General features: G+C 73.1%; 14 protein-coding genes and 1 pseudogene. 5 read left to right on the forward strand and 10 right to left on the reverse strand.

Annotation, left to right across the window (positions count from 1 at the left end):
• The 3 genes and pseudogenes from FMEAI12_RS17625 to FMEAI12_RS17635 form a co-directional block, all read right to left on the reverse strand.
• A pseudogene (locus FMEAI12_RS17625) lies at positions 1–919 on the reverse strand (hypothetical protein); the annotation flags it as partial.
• Between the two features lie 165 nt (positions 920–1,084).
• Complete coding sequence (gene gmd, locus FMEAI12_RS17630; RefSeq protein ID WP_071061174.1) at positions 1,085–2,074, reverse strand: GDP-mannose 4,6-dehydratase; 990 nt, start codon at positions 2,072–2,074, stop codon at positions 1,085–1,087.
• A 64-nt stretch (positions 2,075–2,138) separates the two neighbouring features.
• Entirely contained in the window at positions 2,139–4,784 is a 2,646-nt protein-coding gene (locus FMEAI12_RS17635; protein WP_235014127.1) for an acyltransferase family protein, read from the reverse strand.
• Between the two features lie 862 nt (positions 4,785–5,646).
• Here FMEAI12_RS17635 and FMEAI12_RS17640 point away from each other — a divergent pair.
• The 3 genes from FMEAI12_RS17640 to rpsA all read left to right on the forward strand — a co-directional run bounded on the left by FMEAI12_RS17640 (position 5,647) and on the right by rpsA (position 10,583).
• Entirely contained in the window at positions 5,647–6,909 is a 1,263-nt protein-coding gene (locus FMEAI12_RS17640; RefSeq protein ID WP_306769261.1) for a glycosyltransferase family 39 protein, read from the forward strand.
• A gap of 136 nt (positions 6,910–7,045) precedes the next feature.
• On the forward strand, positions 7,046–8,677 hold the full coding sequence (locus FMEAI12_RS17645; RefSeq protein WP_235014130.1) for an acyltransferase: 1,632 nt from the start codon (positions 7,046–7,048) through the stop codon (positions 8,675–8,677).
• Positions 8,678–9,101: 424 nt separating this feature from the next.
• Positions 9,102–10,583, forward strand: a complete 1,482-nt coding sequence (gene rpsA, locus FMEAI12_RS17650; RefSeq protein ID WP_112106892.1) for a 30S ribosomal protein S1 — start codon at positions 9,102–9,104, stop codon at positions 10,581–10,583.
• 18 nt (positions 10,584–10,601) lie between these two features.
• Here rpsA and FMEAI12_RS17655 read toward each other — a convergent pair whose 3' ends face one another.
• A complete protein-coding gene (locus FMEAI12_RS17655) occupies positions 10,602–11,300 on the reverse strand; it encodes a thymidylate kinase (RefSeq protein ID WP_112106893.1) in 699 nt (232 codons plus the stop codon).
• A gap of 288 nt (positions 11,301–11,588) precedes the next feature.
• On the opposite strand from FMEAI12_RS17655, the gene FMEAI12_RS39495 reads away from it, so the two are divergent.
• On the forward strand, positions 11,589–12,389 hold the full coding sequence (locus FMEAI12_RS39495; RefSeq protein ID WP_304598625.1) for a hypothetical protein: 801 nt from the start codon (positions 11,589–11,591) through the stop codon (positions 12,387–12,389).
• Here FMEAI12_RS39495 and FMEAI12_RS17665 read toward each other — a convergent pair.
• The 6 genes from FMEAI12_RS17665 to FMEAI12_RS17690 all read right to left on the reverse strand — a co-directional run bounded on the left by FMEAI12_RS17665 (position 12,376) and on the right by FMEAI12_RS17690 (position 18,679).
• Positions 12,376–13,842 carry a cytochrome P450 gene (locus tag FMEAI12_RS17665; RefSeq protein WP_112106895.1) on the reverse strand — a complete coding sequence of 489 codons (1,467 nt, stop codon included), beginning with the start codon at positions 13,840–13,842 and terminating at the stop codon, positions 12,376–12,378. The genes FMEAI12_RS39495 and FMEAI12_RS17665 overlap by 14 nt on opposite strands.
• A 58-nt stretch (positions 13,843–13,900) precedes the next feature.
• A complete protein-coding gene (locus FMEAI12_RS17670) occupies positions 13,901–15,238 on the reverse strand; it encodes a cytochrome P450 (protein ID WP_112106896.1) in 1,338 nt (445 codons plus the stop codon).
• On the reverse strand, positions 15,235–15,855 hold the full coding sequence (locus tag FMEAI12_RS17675; protein ID WP_071061014.1) for an ATP/GTP-binding protein: 621 nt from the start codon (positions 15,853–15,855) through the stop codon (positions 15,235–15,237). Before FMEAI12_RS17675 ends, FMEAI12_RS17670 begins: the two co-directional genes overlap by 4 nt.
• Entirely contained in the window at positions 15,836–16,195 is a 360-nt protein-coding gene (locus FMEAI12_RS17680) for a DUF742 domain-containing protein (RefSeq protein ID WP_041254845.1), read from the reverse strand. The genes FMEAI12_RS17675 and FMEAI12_RS17680 overlap by 20 nt, the downstream gene beginning before the upstream one ends.
• A complete protein-coding gene (locus FMEAI12_RS17685; RefSeq protein ID WP_041256585.1) occupies positions 16,192–16,611 on the reverse strand; it encodes a roadblock/LC7 domain-containing protein in 420 nt (139 codons plus the stop codon). Before FMEAI12_RS17685 ends, FMEAI12_RS17680 begins: the two co-directional genes overlap by 4 nt.
• A 139-nt stretch (positions 16,612–16,750) precedes the next feature.
• On the reverse strand, positions 16,751–18,679 hold the full coding sequence (locus FMEAI12_RS17690) for an ATP-binding protein (RefSeq protein ID WP_112106897.1): 1,929 nt from the start codon (positions 18,677–18,679) through the stop codon (positions 16,751–16,753).
• Positions 18,680–19,951: 1,272 nt separating this feature from the next.
• On the opposite strand from FMEAI12_RS17690, the gene FMEAI12_RS17695 reads away from it, so the two are divergent.
• Positions 19,952–20,695 carry a GNAT family N-acetyltransferase gene (locus FMEAI12_RS17695; protein ID WP_198541216.1) on the forward strand — a complete coding sequence of 248 codons (744 nt, stop codon included), beginning with the start codon at positions 19,952–19,954 and terminating at the stop codon, positions 20,693–20,695.
• Positions 20,696–20,739: the final 44 nt, after the last annotated feature.

Genomic DNA, 20,739 nt, shown 5'->3' on the forward strand with positions numbered 1-20,739 from the left:
GGGCCTGGGGGCGGGTCGGGTCGGCCTGCATGATCGCCGACGGGTGCCGGCGCAGGCTGTAACGGGTGTGCGCGAGTGCGGCGAGTACCCCGAGCAGCACGGCGATGGCCGCGCCGGCCTCGTCCAGTCCGGCCAGGACCAGCGCGATCGTCGAGCCGCTCTTGACCGCCGCGTCCACCAGCAGGTTCGTGGCGAGCGACGGGTAAAGCCGCCCGCACTGCATCAGCCCGCGGTCGACGCACAGCAGGCACCAGGCCGCTCCGGCGATGATGATCTCGGCGACCCCGCCGGCTCCGGGCAGCGAGAGCTCGCGGGCGACGAACCCGCGCGCGATGATCGCCAGGACGGCGACGGAGAGGACGAGGACGACCCCGGCCCGGCGGACCCGGCCGATCCACTCGTCGATCAGGTCGGCCTGGCCGGTGTGCTGCCAGTTCGTGATCCGCCGGACGACGCCGACGAGCAGGGCGCTGCCCGGCATCGAGACGACGAAGAAGATCGCGAAAAGCTGCGCGACGGCGCCGTAGGAGCGGGTGCTCATGGCCCGCGCGATGACCAGGGTGACCCCGAGGTTGGCCGCGTTGGCGATCAGCCCGGCGAGGGCGAGGGGGATCGCGCCCCGCATGGCCGCCCGGATCCGGTCGCTCTGGCCGCGCAGCCGCTCGGGCGCGAGGCCGGCGAGCCCGGGGAAGGCCGCGAGGCTCGGGTGCTGCCGACGCGGCTGTGTCGCCTGCCCGGGAATCATCGCCGGACCGGGCACTCCCCGCGTGCCGGGCGGCGGCTCCTCCTGCAGCCCCTGGCCCGCTACCTGCGCCGACCCGAGCGGCTGGGACGGGGCCGGCGAGGAATCCCGCCGGCCCGAACGGTGCCGCCCGCGCACCTGCGGGGGAAGAGACTCGGTGGCTGGACCTTGGTTCATCGGTTGTCCCCCGGAGTCGCGCACGCGCGTACCCTCCCCATCACACGGCGTGACATGCGCCCGGGTGTGTATTCACCCGCGCCAGGTCTCGGCGCGGGTGGTGCGGCCCGCGCCAGTCGTGCGGGCTCGGTGGCGGGCACCCGGGGAACGTCGGTCACCGGTTGGTCAGTGTCTGTCCGCCGCAGCGGCCTCGGTGGCGAGGTCGGCGTCGACCATCATCTCCACCAGCTCGTGGAAGCCGACCCGCGGCTTCCACCCCAGCACCTCACGAGCCTTCGACGCGTCGCCCACGAGGACATCCACCTCGGCCGGGCGGAAGAACCGCGGGTCGGAGCGGACGTAGCCGGACCAGTCCTCGATGCCCACCCGGGCGAAGGCGACGTCCAACAACTCACGAATGCTGTGGGTCTCGCCGGTCGCCACCACGAAGTCGTCCGGGGTGTCCTGCTGGAGCATCCGCCACATCGCGTCCACGTAGTCCCCCGCGAAACCCCAGTCGCGCCGCGACTCCAGATTCCCCAGGGACACCGAGTCCTGCAGACCGAGTGAAATCCGCGCCACCGCCCGCGAGATCTTCCGCGTCACGAACTCGATTCCCCGCCGCGGCGACTCGTGATTGAACAACATCCCCGAACACGCGAACAACCCGTACGACTCGCGGTAATTCACCGTCAGGTAATGCCCGAACGTCTTCGCCACCCCGTACGGGGAACGCGGATGAAACGGCGTCGTCTCCCGCTGCGGCGTCTCCCGCACCTTTCCGAACATCTCCGACGAGGACGCCTGGTAGAACCGCACCCGGGACAGGTCGTTACCGCCCGCGATCCGCAGCGCCTCCAGAACCCGCAGCACCCCCATACCCGTCGTCTCCCCGGTCAGCTCCGCCTGCTTCCAGGAGAGTCCGACGAACGAGATCGCGCCCAGGTTGTACACCTCGTCGGGCTGGGAGATCTCCACCGCGCCGATCAACGACGGAAGATCCGTCAGATCACCCTCCAACAACACGACCCCCGGCACCAGCCGCTCCACGGTCGCCACCTTCGGGTTCGACTGCCCGCGCACCAGCCCGAACACCTCATAACCCCGCCCAACCAGCAACTCCCCCAGATACAACCCGTCCTGGCCGGTGATTCCCGTAATCAGCGCGCGAGGCACGATCATCCTCCTGTGGCCCGTGGAGTACTGCTGCGGAAGGTTAGCGTCAGGTAAAGCGGCCGGGTCACTCGGGTGCCGGGGCCGGCCCGTCGGCACCACGCGCCGTGGCCGGGCGGGCCAGCTTGAGAAGCTCGGGTAGCACCATCTGGCCGGCCCGCGCTCCACCGCCGTTGCTGATGTGAACACCGTCGTCGTCGCGCACGCGAACGCCGTCGATCTCACCGCGGTACTCGTTGCCCGGGCTGAGTACCGCGGCGAGATCGATGACGGTGGTGACGGCGGAGTGCCGCGCGGCGGCCTGGCGAAGCAGCTTGTTGAACTGGATCACCCGGTCGGCCCGGGTTTCCGGGTAGATGCTGCCGTCCGCCGCCTCACCCTCCTCGAACATCGGGGCGGTCAGCAGCACCACCTTCGCTCCGCGGGCCGAGAGGGTGGTGATCGCCAGGTCGAGCTCGCGCCCGAGATAGGCGTCGAACGCCGGATCACCGATGTGGGTCCGTCGGCCCTCGAGGTCCTGGTCGGTGACCTCCCAGCGCCCGACCAGCAGCATGGCCAGGTCGGGACGGAGCTCGTCGACTTTCCGGCTGAGGCGGGTGGGCCACTGGTCGCACCCCGGAGGTGGCAGGTTCACCTCGCCCATGAGGAGGCGGCGCGGCGAGCGGGTCACCCCGCATCCGAGCTGGGAGCCGTCGTGGATCTCCAGGCCCTCGCGGGCGGCGGACGTGGAGAACTCGCTGAAGCCGAGGGTGAGCGCGAGCGAGTCCCCGGCCAGGACGGCCCGCAGCGGTCGGCCCGTCACCGGCTCGGCCCGGGCCGTCGGCGGTGCCGCGGTAGCGGCCCGCGCGGCCAGCTGCTCGAGGTCCGCCGCGCCGCGGCCGGCGGACGGGTCCGCGATCGTGGCGACCATCACCAGGGCGACGACCGCGCAGATCGAGGCCGGGACGGTGACCCGCGGCATGGGGAAACGGATCTTCCGTCGCCTGATCGGGTTTTCGACCAGGTGGAACGAGGCGATGGTGATCGCCGCCGTGACGGCCACGCGCACGCCCAGCAGCGCCGCGCCGCTCAGCCCCGTGCGGGCCGCGGTGACGGTCAGGAAGACCGGCCAGTGCCACAGGTAGAGGCCGTAGGAGACCCGGCCGATGGTGGGTAGCGGCGGGAGCGACAGCACCCGCGCGGCCGGCCCGCGGGGCACCTCGACGATCGAGGCGATCAGCAGCATCACGATCACCGCCACGCCCAGGAAGCCGCCGGAGTAGAGCACCCGGCTCTCGCCGTCGACGGTCGCCCAGACCGTGAGCATCGCCACCCCGGCGAGGCAGCCGGCGACGGACAGGCCCTTCTTCGTCCGCTCGGTGAGCGGTGTCCGCCGCTGGATCCGCCACACAGCCAGTGCGGCGCCGGCCAGCAGCGCCTGCGCGCGGGTGTCCGTGCCGTAGTAGATGCGGGAGGCGTCCGCGCCCAGCACGACCAGCAGCAGCCCGAGCAGCGCGGACGCCTCCGCGCCCAGCACGGCGACGGTCAGGATCAGGGTCTGCGCCTTGTGGCGCTGGTTGCGCCACCGCGCCGTGGTGCGCCCGCTGTGCCACATCAGCAGGTAGACGGCGAGCGGCCACAGGACGTAGAACTGTTCCTCCACCGCCAGCGACCAGGTGTGCAGCAGCGGGGACGGGGCGGAGAAGTGGTCGAAATAGCTCTGGTCCGACAGCGCGAACCGCCAGTTGGCGACGTACCCGAGGGTCGACAGCGCGTCCACGCGCAGTGTCTCGACCTCGCTGGGCTGGGCGACGAACCGGGCGTAGGCCGCCACGCCCAGCATCATCGTCAGCAGTGCCGGCATCAGACGTCGGGTGCGGCGGATCCAGAACGACTTCAGGTCGATGCGCCGGGTGGTCCGGTACTCGGCCACGAGCAGGCCGGTGATCAGGAATCCGGAGAGGACGAAGAAGGCGTCGACGCCGAGCAGTCCGCCCGGCATCCAGCTCAGGCCCGCGTGGTAGGCCATCACCCCGAGGACGGCGAGGGCGCGCAGGCCGTCCAGCGCGGGAGAGTGGCCCAATGGTGCCAGCACCGGTGCCGTGAGTGGTCCGGTCTCGAGCGGCCCGGTCTCCGGCGATCCGTCGTCCGGCCGCCCGGTCTCGAGCGGGCCGGTCGCATGCGGGTCGGTGGCGCCGCGGGCGCGGGCACCGGGCCTGTCCGCCTCCAGGAGGTCGTCCGCTTCGAGGAGGTCGTCCGCCTCGCCCGCGCCTCGCCCGCCGGCCGGCTGCCGTGACGTGCCTGTCTGCCGTGACGTGCCCGGCTGTCGCGGCGTGCGCGGCCCGCCTGGCTCGCGTCGCCTGGACGGGTCGGCCACCGGCTGGCGGGAACCGGCCCGGCGGGCCTCGGCCGGCTCGGCGCCGTGCGGGCGCGGCGGGCCGCTCCCGACGAGCTCGTGGCCGCCCCGCGGGCTCCGGTCGCCCGCGGGGCTCCCCGTGCGGGCGGCTCGCCCGGCACGGGCTGGGACGCGGGGGCGGGCGATGACGCGGGTGTGATCGTCGGCGTCGCGTGCCGCCTCACGTGGGTCGCGTGAGGCGGCGGCCCGGCGCTCGATGTGCTCGGTCTCGTCGCCGCTGTACGCGCCGCCCCGGCGCAGGCGGCCCTCGGGGTCCGGGTAGGCGTCGTCCTGGTAGGCGGCGTCGAGCCGGGACCGGTCGAGATACAGGCCGTCCAAATGGTCTGTGGCCTCGTCGTACTCCGTGCCACTGCCCGTGTCCGCGCGTCGGCCTGCGGCAGGACGATCGATGTCGGCACCTGGGCCCGTGGCCGCGCCCGGACCGCCGGCCGCGTCGGTGCCGGAGTCCGGCTCCGCACGGCGGTCCGCGGCTCTGCGCCGGTCCCGGGCGGGGCGCCGCGGGTTGCGCTCGGCGGCGTGGCCGTCCTCCGGCTGACCGGGGCGGGGGCGAGCCAGCGGGTAGGTGTCGGTGTCTCGGCGGCTCAGCCCGGTCCCCTTCCGATGTCGTTAGGTGCGCAGGTGTGGCGGCAGGCCACCGGATCGAGCCGGACGGGGCCTGGCACGGACGGTGCCGTGTCCGTTCGCGTACCGGGAGCAGCACATGGGCCCGATCGGCAAGGCTAATCCGCGGTTCCGGTCAGGGGAAACGCGTGGTAGTCCCAGACCGGAGATGTCGGGCTCGGCAATACCTCCAATGGGCCAGCATTGGTACCTTCCGCGGGTGCCTGACAGCAGCTCACCGTCGGTCACCGCCGGTGATCCCGACGGTCCCCCAGTTCCGCGCGATTCATCTGGTATGTCCAGATCGCCGGGTTCCGTGGTCGAGGCTACGACGGATCGATCAGACGGTGCCGCGGACGTTCTGTCGGATGAGGGTCAACTCGCGCCGACGCCCCGCCCGCCCGGGGCGCATCGGTCGGCGGCCGCGGGCCGATGGTCGAGGTCCGGAGGGCGCCCCGGCAGGGGTCGCCTGGCCGGGTCCGGCCAGCCCCCGACACAGGGGCCATCGGATCCCGGCGCGCGGTCCGCGGCACCGCCCCGGCTCGCGCCGGCCGGGCGGGCGTGGTGGATCGGCCTGCTGGTGGTGGTCGCCGTCGGTCTCGGTGTCCGCCTCGGCTACCTGTTCGGATGGATGCATCCCGCGGTCGTCGACGGTGACCCTTTCTATTACCACCAGGCCGCGAACCTGTTCGCGGACGGGCACGGCTGGCCCGATCCGTTCGAGTTGAGGTACTTCGACAGATACGTCCCGGACGCGCAGCACCCACCACTGACGAGTGCGCTGCTCGCCATCCCGTCCGTGCTGGGCTTCACCGGGTTCCTGTCGCACCAGATCTTCTCGTGTCTGCTCGGTGCGGTGTCGGTCGGCGTCGTCGGCCTGGTAGGCCGCCGCGCCGCCGGCCCGGCCACCGGCCTGCTCGCCGCCGGCATCGCGGCGCTCTACCCGGGGATGTGGCTCAACGACGCCCTGGTGATGTCCGAGACCACCGGAATCCTGACCTGCGCCCTGCTGATCGCCGCGGCCCACCGCTTCTGGGACCGGCGGACCGTGGCGGACGCCTGCTGGCTCGGCGCGGCGCTGGCCGCCGCGATGCTCGCCCGCGCCGAGCTCGCGCTGCTCGCTTTGGTGCTCGTGGTGCCCCTGATCGCGATGAGCCGTCCGCTGCCGTGGCGTCGCCGCCTCGGCCTGCTCGCGGCCGCCGCCGGCACGAGCGTCGCCGTGGTGGCCCCCTGGACGGCCTACAACCTGTCCCGGTTCGAGGAGCCCGAGTTCCTCTCGAGCGGCCTCGGCTCGACGCTGGCCGTCACCCACTGCGAGGCGAGCTACTTCGGCAAGTACACGGGGTGGTGGTCGTTCGACTGCATCCAGGCGCTGGAGCAGGCGCCGGTGGAACGGTCCGAGCGGGACGTCTACTACCGGAAGGCCGCATACAGGTTCATCGGTGACAACACCGGAGAGCTGCCCCGTGTCGCCGCCGCCCGGGCCGGCCGGACGTGGGGCCTCTACCGGCCGTGGCAGCAGACCGAGTTCGACGGCGTGGAGCTGCGCCCGCTGGGGCTGAGCCGGCTCGGCATGGTCTGCCTCTGGGCGCTCGAGCTGGCCGCCGTCGCCGGCACGGTGGTGCTGCGCCGACGGGGGGTCGTCCTGCTGCCGCTGCTGGCGGTACCGGTCACACTCACGCTGGCCTCGGTGCTGGTCTACGGCACTACCCGGTTCCGGGCGTGCGCCGAGCCGGCGGTCGTCCTGCTCTCGGCGGTCGGGATCGCGGCCATCGTCGGTGCGCTGCGCCGTCGCCGGGCGGGCCTGGCCACCGCTGAGGCCCAGCGTGAGCGCGTAAAGTGACGACACGGCTGCCTTCCGGCACCGTTTTCGGGGATCGCGTCCGGCTCGCTGGGGTGGCGCGGGCCGCCGAGCCGTCGGGTACCGCCTGGTACCTTGCGACCGTGCCAGACATCGCCGACAGTAGTGGTCACGGTCGGTGACCGCCGGTTTCGACCGCGGGAGCGGTGGCCGGGCGCCGGGCCGGCCGGGCTCCGCGGCCACGGCGAGCACGGGACCGGCCGCGCCCGCACAGGCGGAGGCGGCCCGGTCCGCGCCGGTGGTGTTCGCGGGCTTCGACGGGCTGCGCGCGATCGCGGCGCTGCTGGTCCTGGTCGTGCACGTGTCGTTCAACAGCGGGCTGACCACCGGCAACTCCATCGGCGTCTACACCGCCCGCGGTGAGATCGGCGTCGCGGTCTTCTTCCTGATCTCGGGCTTCCTGCTCTACCGCCCGTTCGCCGTGGCGCACCTGAGCGGCCGCGGAGCCCCGGACGCCGCCGGCTTCTACATCCGCCGGCTGCTGCGGATCATCCCGCTGTACTGGCTGGCGCTGGCGGTCGCGCTCAACGTCGTGCCCAACGACAAGATGGGCGTCCACGGCTTCGCCGGGCTGCTGCAGACGGCCTTCTTCATGCAGGGCTACCGGCAGCACTGGGCGATCCAGGGCCTCACCCAGGCGTGGACCCTCAACGTGGAGTTCGCCTTCTACATCTCCGTCCCGTTCTATGCCTGGCTGCTCGTCCGCCGGCGCCGCCCGGCCCGCTCCCAGCTCAGGGTCGAGCTTGTGGCCCTCGCCGTGATCTTCGTGATCAGCCGGGTCCTGCACTACGCGCTGATCGGCTCGCACATCTGGTGGGCCGACGGCTGGACGGTCTGGCTGCCGGTCTGGTGGGACCTGTTCGCCATGGGGATGCTGATCGCCGTCCTGTCGGCCTGGTACGTCCAGAACGGGCGGACGCCGGCGTGGGCGCGGTGGCGGTGGTCCGGCGGGGCCTGCTGGCTCATCGCCGCGTTCTTCTACTGGGTGGCCAGCACCCAGGTCGACCTCCCGCTGCAGCCGCTGTTCGTGCCGGACCGCACCCAGGACATGGGCCGGCACCTGTTCTACGGCCTGTTCGGCTTCTTCCTGATCCTGCCCGCGGTGTTCGGGCCGCCCGACCAGGGCCTGGTGCGGCGGTTGCTGACCTGCCGCCCGATGGCCTACCTCGGCCTCATCTCGTACGGGATCTACCTGTGGCACACGGTCGTGATCGAGGTGGTCGCCGAGCACACCGGGACGGCCGCCGGCGAGCTGGCGTTCGCCCCGTTCTTCCTGCTGGTGCTCGTGCTGACCTGTGCGGTCTCCACGATCACCTACTTCCTGGTGGAACGGCCCTGCATGACGCTGGGTCGGGAGTGGGCCCGGCGGGTGCGCGCACGGTCCCGGCCGGTGTCGGCGGGGCCCGCCGAGCCGGTCCCGGCCGGCGCGGGGGCGCCGGCCGGCACCGACGAGCGCTGGTCGGTGGAGTCCCAGGTGGACGAGAGGTGGCGCCAGGAACTGTCCGGTAGCGGACACCACGGAGCCGCTGGCGGACACCAGGGAGCCGACAGTGCCCCCGACGGCGAGTCGGCGCGGACGATGCCGCTGCGGACCGGCCGGGCGCCCGGTGCCGGCTCCGGCGGCGGACCCGGCACGCGCCCGGGTGCCCCGGCGGCGGACCGGTCGCCCGGCCCGGCTCCCCGGCCGCGCGCGGAGCCGGGCCGCGGGGCGCGGGAGCGTGGGGTACCAGGTCCCGGCGGCTCCGCGTAGCCGCCGCCGGTCACCCCCGCCCCGCGGCGCCCGGCCGGCGACCGCGCCCGGCGACCCGGCCGGGAGCCGGCCGGCGGGCCCGGCGGGCCCGGCCCGGACGGCGCCGCCGAGAGCCGACTGGGCCACATTCTCGACGGCGGGCGGGACGATGGCTGGTGACTTTTCGTACTATGAAAGCCCCACAGGGTGAGGGGTTCGGCAGGACTGGCTCCGCGTCTGTGTGCCCTCCCGTTGACCTCGTGGGACACCGCTCCCTAGACTTGGGAGTTGCACGAGGGTTCGTGGGTCTCAGACCGAGCGGATCCACTCGAGCAGTCGTTATCGGTTCTGACAGTGTCGTTCTTGCGTTCGGTGCCTGTCCCTCCGTCCCGGCGGTTCGATCCGGCCCTCGCGCTTTGGACGATTCCCAGTCGGAGCCGACCCCTTGACGAGCACCACCGACGTACGACCCGTGGAGACCGTGACCACCTCGCACAGCCCGACCACACCACAGGTTGCGGTCAACGACATCGGCTCGGCGGAGGATTTCCTCGCCGCGGTCGACAAGACGATCAAGTTCTTCAACGACGGCGACATCGTCGACGGCATCATCGTCAAGGTGGACCGCGACGAGGTGCTGCTCGACATCGGTTACAAGACCGAGGGTGTCATCCCGTCGCGGGAGCTCTCGATCAAGCACGATGTCGATCCGCACGAGGTCGTCACGGTCGGCGACCACGTCGAGGCCCTCGTCCTCCAGAAGGAGGACAAGGAAGGCCGTCTGATCCTGTCCAAGAAGCGTGCGCAGTACGAGCGCGCCTGGGGCACGATCGAGAAGCTCAAGGAGGAGGACGGCGTCGTCACCGGCACCGTCATCGAGGTCGTCAAGGGTGGTCTCATCCTCGACATCGGCCTGCGCGGCTTCCTTCCCGCCTCCCTCGTGGAGATGCGCCGGGTCCGCGACCTCCAGCCCTACGTGGGCCGTGAGCTCGAAGCCAAGATCATCGAGCTGGACAAGAACCGCAACAACGTGGTTCTGTCCCGCCGCGCCTGGCTGGAGCAGACCCAGAGCGAGGTGCGGTCGGAGTTCCTCGCCCAGCTCGCCAAGGGTCAGATCCGCAAGGGCGTGGTCAGCTCCATCGTCAACTTCGGTGCCTTCGTGGACCTGGGTGGCGTCGACGGCCTCGTGCACGTGTCCGAGCTGTCCTGGAAGCACATCGACCACCCGTCCGAGGTGGTCGAGGTCGGCCAGGAGGTCACCGTCGAGGTTCTCGACGTCGACCTGGACCGCGAGCGGGTCTCCCTGTCGCTGAAGGCGACGCAGGAGGACCCGTGGCGCCAGTTCGCCCGGACGCACGCGATCGGCCAGGTCGTACCCGGTCGGGTCACCAAGCTCGTGCCGTTCGGCGCGTTCGTCCGCGTGGACGAGGGCATCGAGGGCCTGGTGCACATCTCGGAGCTGGCCGAGCGCCACGTCGAGATCCCCGAGCAGGTCGTCAATGTCGGCGACGAGATCCTGGTCAAGGTCATCGACATCGACCTCGACCGGCGCCGGATCAGCCTCTCGCTGAAGCAGGCGAACGAGGCGTCCTCGCTGGTCGCTGAGGGCGACTCGTTCGACCCGAGCCAGTACGGCATGGAAGCCAAGTACGACGAGCAGGGCAACTACGTGTACCCCGAGGGCTTCGACCCCGAGACCGGCGAGTGGCTGCCGGGCTTCGAGGAGCAGCAGGCCGAGTGGGAGCGGCAGTACGCGGAGGCCCAGACCCGGTTCGAGGCCCACCAGGCCCAGATCCGGGCCGCGCAGGAGGCCGACGCCGCCGCGGCGGCACCGTCCTCCTACACCTCGTCGCAGTCGGAGCAGCCCGCTTCGGCGATCGACGAGGAGGCGCTGCGGCGTCTGCGGGAGCAGTTCGGCCGCGAGTAGGCCGTAGGTAAGTGATCTTCAGGGCCCGTGGGGAACATCCCACGGGCCCTGAAGCACGTTCGGGGCGGTGTCGGCCCCGCCGGCCCGCGTGGTCTGCTCGCGCCGCGCGGCGACGGCCTCGATCGCCGAGGCCGCCTGGTCGAGCAGCCTCTCCCGGGACTGCGTCCCGTCCAGCTCGACGACGTTGTCGGCCTGGGCCATGATCTTCTCGTAGCCGTCGGCCTGCTCGACGAGGTGGGCGCGCAGCGCCGCCGGGGTGAAGGCCCGGGTGCGGCGGTCGCCGCGGGCGACCATCCGCTCGTAGGCGAGCGAGGGCGGTACGCGCAGCCACAGCAGCGGGTCGGGGCGGGGGAGCAGATCCTCCATGTGCTCGAGCCACGGCCGGTGCTGCTCCCCGTAGGGGCCGCAGTGCACCTCCGACGACTGGATCCACCGGTCGAACAGCAGGTCGGGACGGCCGTCCGGGCCGGTGCGGTAGCGCAGTTGGGCGGAGAGCTCGATCAGGTGGGCCAGCCGCCGCACCGGGCCGGGGATGACCGCCTGGTGCAGGACGGTGTCGTCGGGCTCGGCGATCGCACGGAAGATCTCCACGCACACGCGCGCCGGCCGGGTTCCGCGCAGTGGGCGCAGCACCGTCTCCAGGCCGCGGATGAGCGTGGTCTTCCCGGCTCCGTCGACACCCTCCACGGCCACAAGCAGTGGATCTTTCCGGCTCATGCCCGAACTGTAGATCGCCGGCGGCGGGCGCGTCCGCCGCTCGGGTGAGCGGGGCCCACCGGAGTGTTACGACGCCGTAAATGCGGCTGCCGGCTATTGCCGGTTCGCCCGACCGGTACCAGAATCGGACGGGCACAGCTCGCCGCGGGACCATCCGCGGCGGTGATTCGCTCCCTGCTCGGTGCACCAGCTGGTTCGGTGCCCATCGAGCTCGGTGCGCCGTCGACGAACTCTGCCGCGCCGGTCCGCCTCCGCGTCGGGCGGCAGCCGGCAGCCGATCCGGTCGGGATGCTCTTGGCCAGCGACGTCTTCACCTTCGGCGCCGCGCCGGCGCGTCCCTACGCTCTGCTGGCCGTCGAAGGCCCGGCCGGAGCGGGCAAGCTCGCCCTGGTGCGGCGGCTGACCGCGGCACCGGCGGCGCTGCACCTGCACCTGGCGTCGCAGACCGACGCGGTGCTCCGGGACCTGATGCGGCGGCTGAGTACCATCGGTGAGCCGCTCGGCGCGGTCCCGGCGAATCTCGTCCACGCCGCTCGCCTGATCGAGGCCGCCGTCCAGTTCCGGTACCTGGAGGAGTTCCTGGCGGGGTTCGACCTGGTGGTGGCCGACCGCTGGATCCAGACCTGGGAGGTCTACTGCGGGGACCTCGGCGAGTACACCGAGTGGTACCTGCAGATCGCCTCGTACGTGCCCGTTCCCGACCTCGTGCTCTATCTGCGCGTCTCGCCCGAGGTGGCGGCCGCGCGGCTGGCACGCCGGGCGTCGGCAGGGCAGGCCACAGCGGGGCATGGGCCGGCGGGACAGGCTTCAGCGGGGCAGGAGCCGGGGGGGTCGGCCTCAGCGGGCCGGGAGTCCGCGGGCCGGGTGGACGAGGCCGCGGCCCTGCGGGAGGCCGTCGAGGCGTGCGCGCGCTACGACGAGGTGATGTCCGGCGTCGACTGTGTCGTCATCGACGCGGACGCGCCGGCCGCGGACGTGCTGGCGGAGGTGACCGGGATCCTGGACGCCGTCGGGATGCCGCGCCCGCCGATCCCCGGGACAGGTGGCGGGGCGGACGTGCCCTGGCCGGGGCCGCTCAGGGGGGCGTGAAGCGCACCGGGAGCGCGGCGACCCCGCGTGCCCACACCGACGGGCGCCAGCGCAGGTCCCGCGGCTCCACGGCGAGTTCGAGATCGGGGAGGCGGTCCAGGAGCACCTCGATCGCGGTGGTCGCGATCGTCTCGGCCGTCATCTGGGCGGGGAAGGGGCAGCGGTGCTCGCCGTGGCCGAACGCCAGGTGGGCGTGGTTGCCCGACGGGCGCCCGGAGGGCTGGGGACGCGCCCACGGATCGGAGTTCGCGGCCGACAGGCCAAAGATGAGCAGGTCGCCCGTGCGGATCCAGCGCCCGCCGAGCCGGACGTCGCGCCGGGCCCACCGCGCGACGAGGTTCTGGATCGGCGGGTCCGCCCACAGCACCTCGGCCATCGCGTCCCCCGCGCTGAGCCGTCCACCGGCGAGGTCGGTGGCGAACCGGGGGTCGGTCAGCATCAGCCGCAGCGTGTTCCCGATCCAGTCCGCGGTCGGCGCCTGGCCGGCGATCAGGGTCGCCATGACGTCCTCGACGACCTCGTCGTCGCGCAGGCCGGCCGGATGGGTGAGCAGCGCCGACACCGCGTCGTCGCCCGGTTGCGCGCGGCGGCGCCGGACCACCCGGGTGAGCATCGCGTGGGCCCGCCGACGCGCGTCGCGGGCCCCCGTCCCGCCGCTGACGAGCAGGGTCAGATCCCGGGCGAGCGCGGTCAGGTCGGTGTCGGGCAGCCCCCACATCCCGGCCGCGACCATCGCCGGCAGCGGGCTGGCGTACTGGGTCATGAGCTCGGCGCGGCCGTCGCCGGCCATCGCGTCGATCAGGGCGTCGGCGCCGCTGGCCGCCCGCGCCCGCAGGCCGTGCGGCTCGAACATGCCCAGCACGTCGCCGACGGCGCCCAGCCGGCGGGCGTGGGCGGGCCCGTCGAGGGCGCGTAGCGACGGCCGCTGGCCGACCACCGACTGCAGCGGCCAGGCCGGCGGGACAAGATCCCAGGCGTTCCAGATCCGGCAGTCCCGGCCGAACAGGGCCGGGGTGCCGGCGACGTAGACGACCTCGCGGTAGCCGAGCACCAGCCAGGCCGGGACGTCCCCCTCGAGCAGGACCGGGGCGACCGGGCCGTGCTCGTCGCGGATACGCCGGTAGAACGCGGCGCGGTCGTCCCCGGGGCCGTCGGCCGGTAGCCGGACGGCGGTGGCGTGCGCTGGCCAGCGCGCGTCGAGATCCGGCCGTACCGGCGGGTGGGCGCCCGCCGCGCCGCGCACCGACCCGCCGCGCGGTCCGCTCGGCGGGCCGCTGGATGGTCCGGGCACGGGCTCGCCGGACGGGGTGTCCTCGGGCCCGCCGCGGCGGGTGGTCGGTGCCGGGCAGGACGCGCCGTACTGGCGCAGCGTGCCGAGCTGGCGGACGGCGCCGAGCGCGCGGGGCATGCCGCTCGCGCACGTGCCGAGCTGGCGGGGGTTGGGATGGGTCATGTGCTGTCTCCGGCCTCCGGGTCAGCGTGGTGCCGCGCGGTGCGGCCTGTCGCGGTCCTCACACGGGACTGAACCGGACCGGCAACGCCGTCAGAGCGCGGTTCCACGCGGTCCGCCGCCAGCCGAGGGCATCGGCCGGGACGGCGATCCACATGTTGGGCAGGCGGTCGAGGAGTGCCTCGACCGCGGTCCGGGTGACGACCTCGGCGATCTCCTGCGCGGGGTACGGGCAGCGGTGCTCGCCGTGGCCGAAGGACAGGTGGGCGCTGTTGGCGCTGGTCCCCGGGCCCGTCTGGGTGTCCGGGGCGTGGCCGCGGCGGACCTGCGGATCGGCGTTGCCGGCCCCGAGCCCGAGCGCGATCATGTCGCCGGCCTCGATGCGCTGCCCGCCGAGCTGGGTGTTGCGGGTCGCCCACCGCCCGGCGACGACCTGCATCGGCGTGTCCTCCCACAGGACCTGGTTCAGCGCCTGCATGACGCTGCGCCGTCCGCCGGACAGGTCGAGGGCGAACGACCCGTCGGTGAGCAGCAGGCGCAGCGAGTTGCCGATCCAGCCGGCCACGGCGCGCGCGCCGAACCCGAACACCACGGCGAGGTCCTCGACGACCTCCTCGTCGGCGAGCCCGGCCGGGTGGGCGATCAGGCGCGAGACGATGTCGTCGTCGGGATGCTCGCGCCGGTCGGCGAGCAGCCACCGCAGCCGGTCCAGGACCCGCTGGTGGCTCTCGGCCGCGTCCGGGCCGTCGTCGATCAGGACGATCAGGTCGTGCACCAGGCCCGCGGTGTCGACCTCGGGCGGCCCGCACAGCGACGCCAGGACCAGGGCGGGCACCCGGTGCGCGAACGAGTCGATCAGATCGGTCTCCCCGCGCCCGGCGAAGGCGTCGATCACGTCGTCGGTGATCTCCTCGGCGCGGGCCCGGAGCTCGAAGAGGTCCACCGCGCCGAGGACGTCCTGGATGGCGGTGTAGCGCCGCCGGTGCTCCGCCCCCTCGGCGCGGAGCACGGACGGGCGGTGTCCGACACCGGGCAGGGCGGCCCAGTCGGGCGGGACGTCGTCCCAGCCGGCCCAGTGACGCGGGTCATGGGCGAAGATCTCCGGATGGCTCAGGACGTAGTGCAGCTCCCGGTAGCCGAGGACCAGCCAGGCCGGCAGGCCGCCGTCGAGCAGCACGGGCGCGACGGCGCCGTGCTCCCGGCGCAGGTCGCGGTAGGCCCGCGCCGGCCCACCCTGGAACTGCGCCTCGCCCAGGTGGCAGGGCGGGGTCCGGCCGCCGGGCGGCCGCTCCCGCGCCGCGCCGGCCGGCTCGCGGGCCGGCTCACGGGCCGACCCGCGGACTGACTCGCGCGCCGGCTCGCGGAGTGACTCGCGCGCCGGCTCGCGGGCGGTTGTCACGACGCCTCCGCCTCGCGCTCCTCGCGCGCCGCGGACAGCTCGCAGAGGTGGCGCACGAGGGTGATCAGCACGTCCTTGCTGGACGACCGGGCCCGGGCGTCGCAGTCGATCACGGGGACGTTGGGTGACAGCGAGAGCGCCTCGCGCAGGTCCTCCAGCGAGTGCTCGGGGGAGCCGAAGTTGTTCCGCGCCACGATGAAGGGCATCCGGTGGTGCTCGAGCCGGTCGATCGCGTACCACGAGTCGGCGACCCGCCGGGTGTCGACGAGCACCACCGCCCCGAGCGTCCCCGCGAACAGCCGCTCCCACAGGAACCAGAACCGCTCCTGGCCGGGGGCGCCGAACAGGTAGAGCACCATCTCGGCGTCGAGACTGATCCGTCCGAAGTCGAACGCGACCGTGGTCGTGTTCTTCTCGAGGACGTCGCCGTTGTCGTCGATGCCGACGCCGGCCTCGGTCATCACCTCCTCCGTGCTCAGCGGCCGGATCTCGCTGACCGAACGGACCATCGTGGTCTTGCCCACACCGAAACCACCGACGATCACGATCTTGACGCCGTCCCGGGCCGTGGTCTGCAGCGGCGGCCGGGCGGCGGGCTCAGAGCTTCTGGAGTCCAACGAGCACCTGCTTCAGGAACGCGGGATCGGGCAGTTGCGAGGGGTCGTTCGGGGTCGAGGGGTGGCGTGCCGAGATCCGGCCCCGCTCGAGCAGATCGGACAGCAGGATCTTCACGATGCTCACCGGCAGCTTCAGGTCCGCCGACAGCTCGACCACCGCGGTCGGCGCGCGGCAGACCCGCAGGATCCGGACGTGTTCGGACTGCATCCCGGGCGTCGGCTCGCTCCTGCTCGTGACGAGCGTGACGAGGTCGAAGGCGGTGTCTCCGGCCCGGCTGCGGCCGCCGGTGACGGTGTAGAGGCGGTCCGGGTCCTCGCTGTCGACGAGCCGACGGATCATGGCAGTAGCGCGGGCTGGACGGGATCGCGTGGCGCCGCGCTCAGGTACTCGCCGATCTGTTCGACGAGCTCGCTCATGTTGTGGCCGATGATGCCGGCGTCGGCGTCGTCGGTGGCGATCACCGCGAGGTGCGCGCCCTGGCCGGCGTCGACGATGAACAGCAGCCCGCCGTGGTACTCGGTCATCGACTGCCGCACGCCGCCGGTGCCGTCCCCGAACTCGATCGACGCGCCGTGCGCGAGGCTCTGGATCCCCGAAGCGATCGCGGACAGTTGGTCGGCCTGGTCGATGCTCAGTCCGGACGAGCGGCACAGCTTGAGCCCGTCCCTGGAGAGCACCAGGGCGTGGCGGGTCCCCGGGGTGCGGGCGAGGAGGTTTTCCAGCAGCCAGTCGAGATCGCGCTCAGTGGTGTTCATCGGGATCGCGGGGCGCCGGGCGGGTGGGTCCCATCCGGTCGTGCCCCTGCCTCCAATCAGGTCGTCCAGTGCTGTGCTGGTCGTCATGCAGGGCGCTGGTCGTCATGCGGGACGTTCGTCGTGACGCGGCGCTGGCAGGTCACGTGTCCTGCTGGTCCGGCTCGCCGGTGCCATCGGGGACGTCCGCATCTCCGGGGGCTGCCGACGGGCTGGCCGTGGTGCCGGTGGCGGCTGCCGTGACCAGCGCGCCCGCGCGTCCGGGCGCCGGACCGGCGGGCCGGACGTGGCTGGTTCCGGCGGCGCGCATCGCCCGGCGGAAGGCGGCGAAGTTCGCGCTGGAGTTGCGGCGTGGCCGGTGGGTGCGCGGCGGCGCGGCGAGCAGGGCCGCGGCGCGTGCGCTCGCCGCGAGGGACTGCCCGCGCTCACGCTTGGGCAGGGTCAGCAGCGGCGGAGCGCCCGCCTCGTCGGTGCTCCCGTCGGCGTCCGCGGCCAGCGCCGGCGGGCTCGGGACGGCGCTGGCGACCGTGGTCGCGTCCGGCGTCGCCTCGCGGGCCGCCCCGGCCTCGCGGGCCTCGCGGGCCGCCCCGGCCGCGCGCGCCGAGGCGGCGGCGTGGCTGGCGTCGAGCCGCGCTGGGTGGCTGGCGTCGAGCCGCGCGGGGTGGCTGGCGTCGAGCCGCGCTGGGTGGCTGGCGTCGAGCCGCGCGGCGTGGCTGGCGTCGAGCCGCGCGGGGTGCTCCGGCGTCCGCTGGGGCAGCGAGATGAACTCGGTGACCGGGTCGACCGCGATTCGCGCCGTGGCCGCGCCCGCCGCGCTCCCCACCTTGCCCGTGGTCCCCGCGCTCGTCGCGTTCGCCTCAGGGGAGAGGAGCGCGGGCAGCCTGGACGGCACGACCGTGGGCAGCCCGGCGGTGACCGTGTCCGCGGAGTCGGCGACCGCCGGCGGGGCGACAACCGACCTCGGCGCGGTGATGAGCTGGCGCGGGATCATGACGACGACCCCGGTGCCGCCGCGTGAGGAGGGCCGGAAGGACACCGTCAGCCCGTGCTTGCGGGCGAGGACGCCGACGACCGCCAGGCCGAGCCGCGTCCCGGACAGCGTGGTCAGGTCGAGGACCTCCGCCGAGACGGCACGCTCGGCCCGCTCGAGGGCGGCCGGCCCCATGACGAGGCCGCCGTCCTCGATGGTGATGACGACCCCGGCCTGCACCTCCTCGACGTAGACATGCACCTCCTCGGAGGGCGGCGAGAAGCTGGTCGCGTTGTCCATCAGCTCGGCGAGGGCGTGCATGATGCCCTCGGCGGCGTAGCCGACCACCGCGACCGCGCTCACCGAGTGCAGGCGGACCCGCTGGTAGGCGCTGATCCGTCCCATGGAGCCGCGCAGGAGGCTCTCCATCACGATCGGCTTCGTCCACCGGCGCCCGGAGCGCCCGCCGGTGAGCACGGCGATGCTGTCCGCGAGCCGGCCGGCCTGGGCGGTGAGGTGGTCGAGCCGGAGCAGGTCGCCGAGGACCTCCTCGCTGTGCCGTTCCTCCATGGCCCGCAGGTCGGCGAGCATGCTGGTGCTCAGCGCCTGCATCCGGCCGGCCGCGTTCGCGCAGGCCGCCATGGCCGCGCTGCGCATCCGCTCCCCGCGGCTGACCTCCTCCGCGACGGTGCGCAGGATGTGCTGGTGCGTGCCCTCGGTGCCGCGCGGGGCCTCCCCGAGCGCCGTCTGGACGGACGACCCCTCGCGCAGGCGTTCCACCACCGCGGGGAGGACCTCGCGGGCGAGCCGTTCGGTCTGGGCGGCCGAGCGGCTGGCGCGCGTCTCCAGGACGACGACCCGGCCGCGCAGCTCCCGCACGGTCTGCCGGTTGCGGACGGCCACGGTGCTGGCGAAGCCGACGAGCAGCGCGGCGACCGAGACGCAGAACAGGATCGCGCCGCGGCCCTCGGCGGGCGACACGGCCGCCGCGACCAGGCCGATGACCATGACGACGAGCACGGCCGCGGCCGGCGGCACGATCAGGTCCCGGGCCGTCGCTGGTCGCTGTACCTGATGACGAGCGATTGCGTGTTCTGACATCGATCAGGTCCTCGTCGTCGGTGGTCGGTGGGCCAGGGCCGGCCTGCCGCGGTCGGGAGGGACCACGGAAAATCCAACGTCCCACGGGAAGATCATGGTCGGAGTCGTCTGTCGGGAAGAGTTCTCGGATACTTCTCGGTAATCCTGAAAAGGTACGGCTGGGACCCCCTCCCGGCCTTTTTCTGAACTGTTCGTGCCGTTGCGGCGGAATACGTCCCCCCGGTCGCGCGACCGTGATTCCCGGTGCGTGGGAGCACCGGTGTGGGTCGCGCCGCCGGCCGTACTGACCACGTCGATCTTCGCCCCCTCGCCGTCGCCGCCCTGCGCCGTGATCCGAGTCCGCGCCCGGGATCGCCCCCGGGCCGAAGCTGAACCATCAGTGCAGGTCATATGCGCGTCGCACATGCTAGGGACACCTCGGACGGGTCGCGCGCCAGGCGCGGGGCGGCGCTGTCGGGCGATAGCCGCAAGTGGTATCGGAGTGTTACTGTTGTTCGTCTGTAGTGTGTAAGGTTTGTTTCTGTTTTGCTGGAATCCCGTTCGGTCGCCCGGAGGGAAGGATTCCGGGTGCTTGAAGAGTTGACAGCCTGGCATTGCTGCTGCCCGGTTCGGGGCGTCACGGGTCGCTTGTGGCAATTGCGGCGACACTTTTGGCGGGCGGGGTGGCCCGGGTGGATACTTGTTGAATTCCTTCTCAGTTAAGGACGGTCGCGCGTCGGTTCATCCTGTGCCGGCGGGGAATCGCCCTGCTCGGGGCGCCGCCCGGCTCCCGCCCCGCGGCGGTGCCGGCGCCGCGATCACCCCCGCACGGGTGCACCGGGGACGCTCGGAGGGGCCGTTGCGCCGGAAGATCGCCGCGTGTCCACGCTGTCTGTCAAGCGGAACGTGGCCTGACAGTGGGGCGTGCCGCCGTCCCGGGCGCACCCGACCGCCGGCTCCCGGTTGGGGTGGGGGTGCGCCGACGGGTGTCTCCGGGGGTGCCGTCCGCTCCGCGCGTCCCGCTCGCCGGCCGCTCGCCGGGGCCGCGGTGGCCGTTCGACGGCGGGCCCGGTCGCCGCGGCGTTGGTATGCCGCGGGGCGTTGGTATGCCGCGGCGGTGCGCCGGTGGCGTACTCACAGGACGTGCTCCCGGGGCGTGCTTCCGGGGCGTGTTCCCAGGTCGTGGGGTATCGCCCGGACCGGCAGCGGGTGGGTGTTTCGCACTGATTCGGAGCCGGCGCATAGTCTGACGGCCGGGCGCGCTGTCCGCGCCCGTCGCCGGCGGGAGGTTCGATGGGTCCGACGGGCGTGAGCCCGAGCGCGCTGCCGGAGCCTGCCACGGGATCGGTGACCGTCGCCGAGTCGGTTCTCGACAACCCGGTCTGGGAGTCACTCGCGGGCGCGCACGCTCATCTCGCCATCGCCACGTCTCGCGCGGCGCGCTATCCACCCGAGATCTCGCCGTTCGCGGCGGTGGGTGACGGCGCCGACCCTGGCGCCTGGGCGGAGCTGGCCGAACTCGCCGGGCCGGGAGTCCTGCTGGGTTTCTCCGGCCTGCGGATGCTCCCGCCGCCCGGGTGGGAGGTGACGATGGCGGTGCCCGCCCTCCAGTTCCTCGGTGACGACCTGGTGGACCGGCCCGACCCGGAGGCCGTCCCGCTGCGGGCCGGTGACGTCCCGGAGATGCTCGACCTGGTCGCGCGGACCAGGCCCGGCCCGTTCTCGCGGCGCACCATCGAGCTCGGCGGTTATCTGGGTATCCGCCGCGGGGGGCGCCTCGTGGCGATGGCCGGCCAGCGGATGCGGCTGCCGGGGTGGACGGAGATCAGCGCCGTGTGCACCGATCCGGCCCATCGCGGCGAGGGCCTGGCGAGCCGGCTGGTCCGGGCGGTGGCCGTGGGCGTGCGGGCCCGGGGCGAACAGCCCTTCCTGCACGTCTCGGTGTCGAACACCGATGCCCTCCGGCTGTACGAGGCGCTGGGCTTCGCGCCGCGCAGGGAGGTCTCGTTCGTGCAGATGCGTACCCCGTCGAGCTGACGCCGCGGCTGATTCTGTCACCGGGGCGGTGACAGAATCCCTGG

Origin of the sequence: Parafrankia sp. Ea1.12, assembly GCF_900465275.1 — a bacterium.
GTDB lineage: Bacteria > Actinomycetota > Actinomycetes > Frankiales > Frankiaceae > Parafrankia > Parafrankia soli.

Coding starts and splice junctions, on each gene's coding strand:
- FMEAI12_RS17655 (WP_112106893.1), bottom strand. CDS start 11,300: ATGAGCCGGAAAGATCCACTGCTTGTGGCCGTGGAGGGTGTCGACGGA.
- FMEAI12_RS17680 (WP_041254845.1), bottom strand. CDS start 16,195: ATGATCCGTCGGCTCGTCGACAGCGAGGACCCGGACCGCCTCTACACC.
- FMEAI12_RS17685 (WP_041256585.1), bottom strand. CDS start 16,611: ATGAACACCACTGAGCGCGATCTCGACTGGCTGCTGGAAAACCTCCTC.
- FMEAI12_RS17665 (WP_112106895.1), bottom strand. CDS start 13,842: ATGACCCATCCCAACCCCCGCCAGCTCGGCACGTGCGCGAGCGGCATG.
- FMEAI12_RS17695 (WP_198541216.1), top strand. CDS start 19,952: ATGGGTCCGACGGGCGTGAGCCCGAGCGCGCTGCCGGAGCCTGCCACG.
- FMEAI12_RS39495 (WP_304598625.1), top strand. CDS start 11,589: ATGCTCTTGGCCAGCGACGTCTTCACCTTCGGCGCCGCGCCGGCGCGT.
- FMEAI12_RS17690 (WP_112106897.1), bottom strand. CDS start 18,679: ATGTCAGAACACGCAATCGCTCGTCATCAGGTACAGCGACCAGCGACG.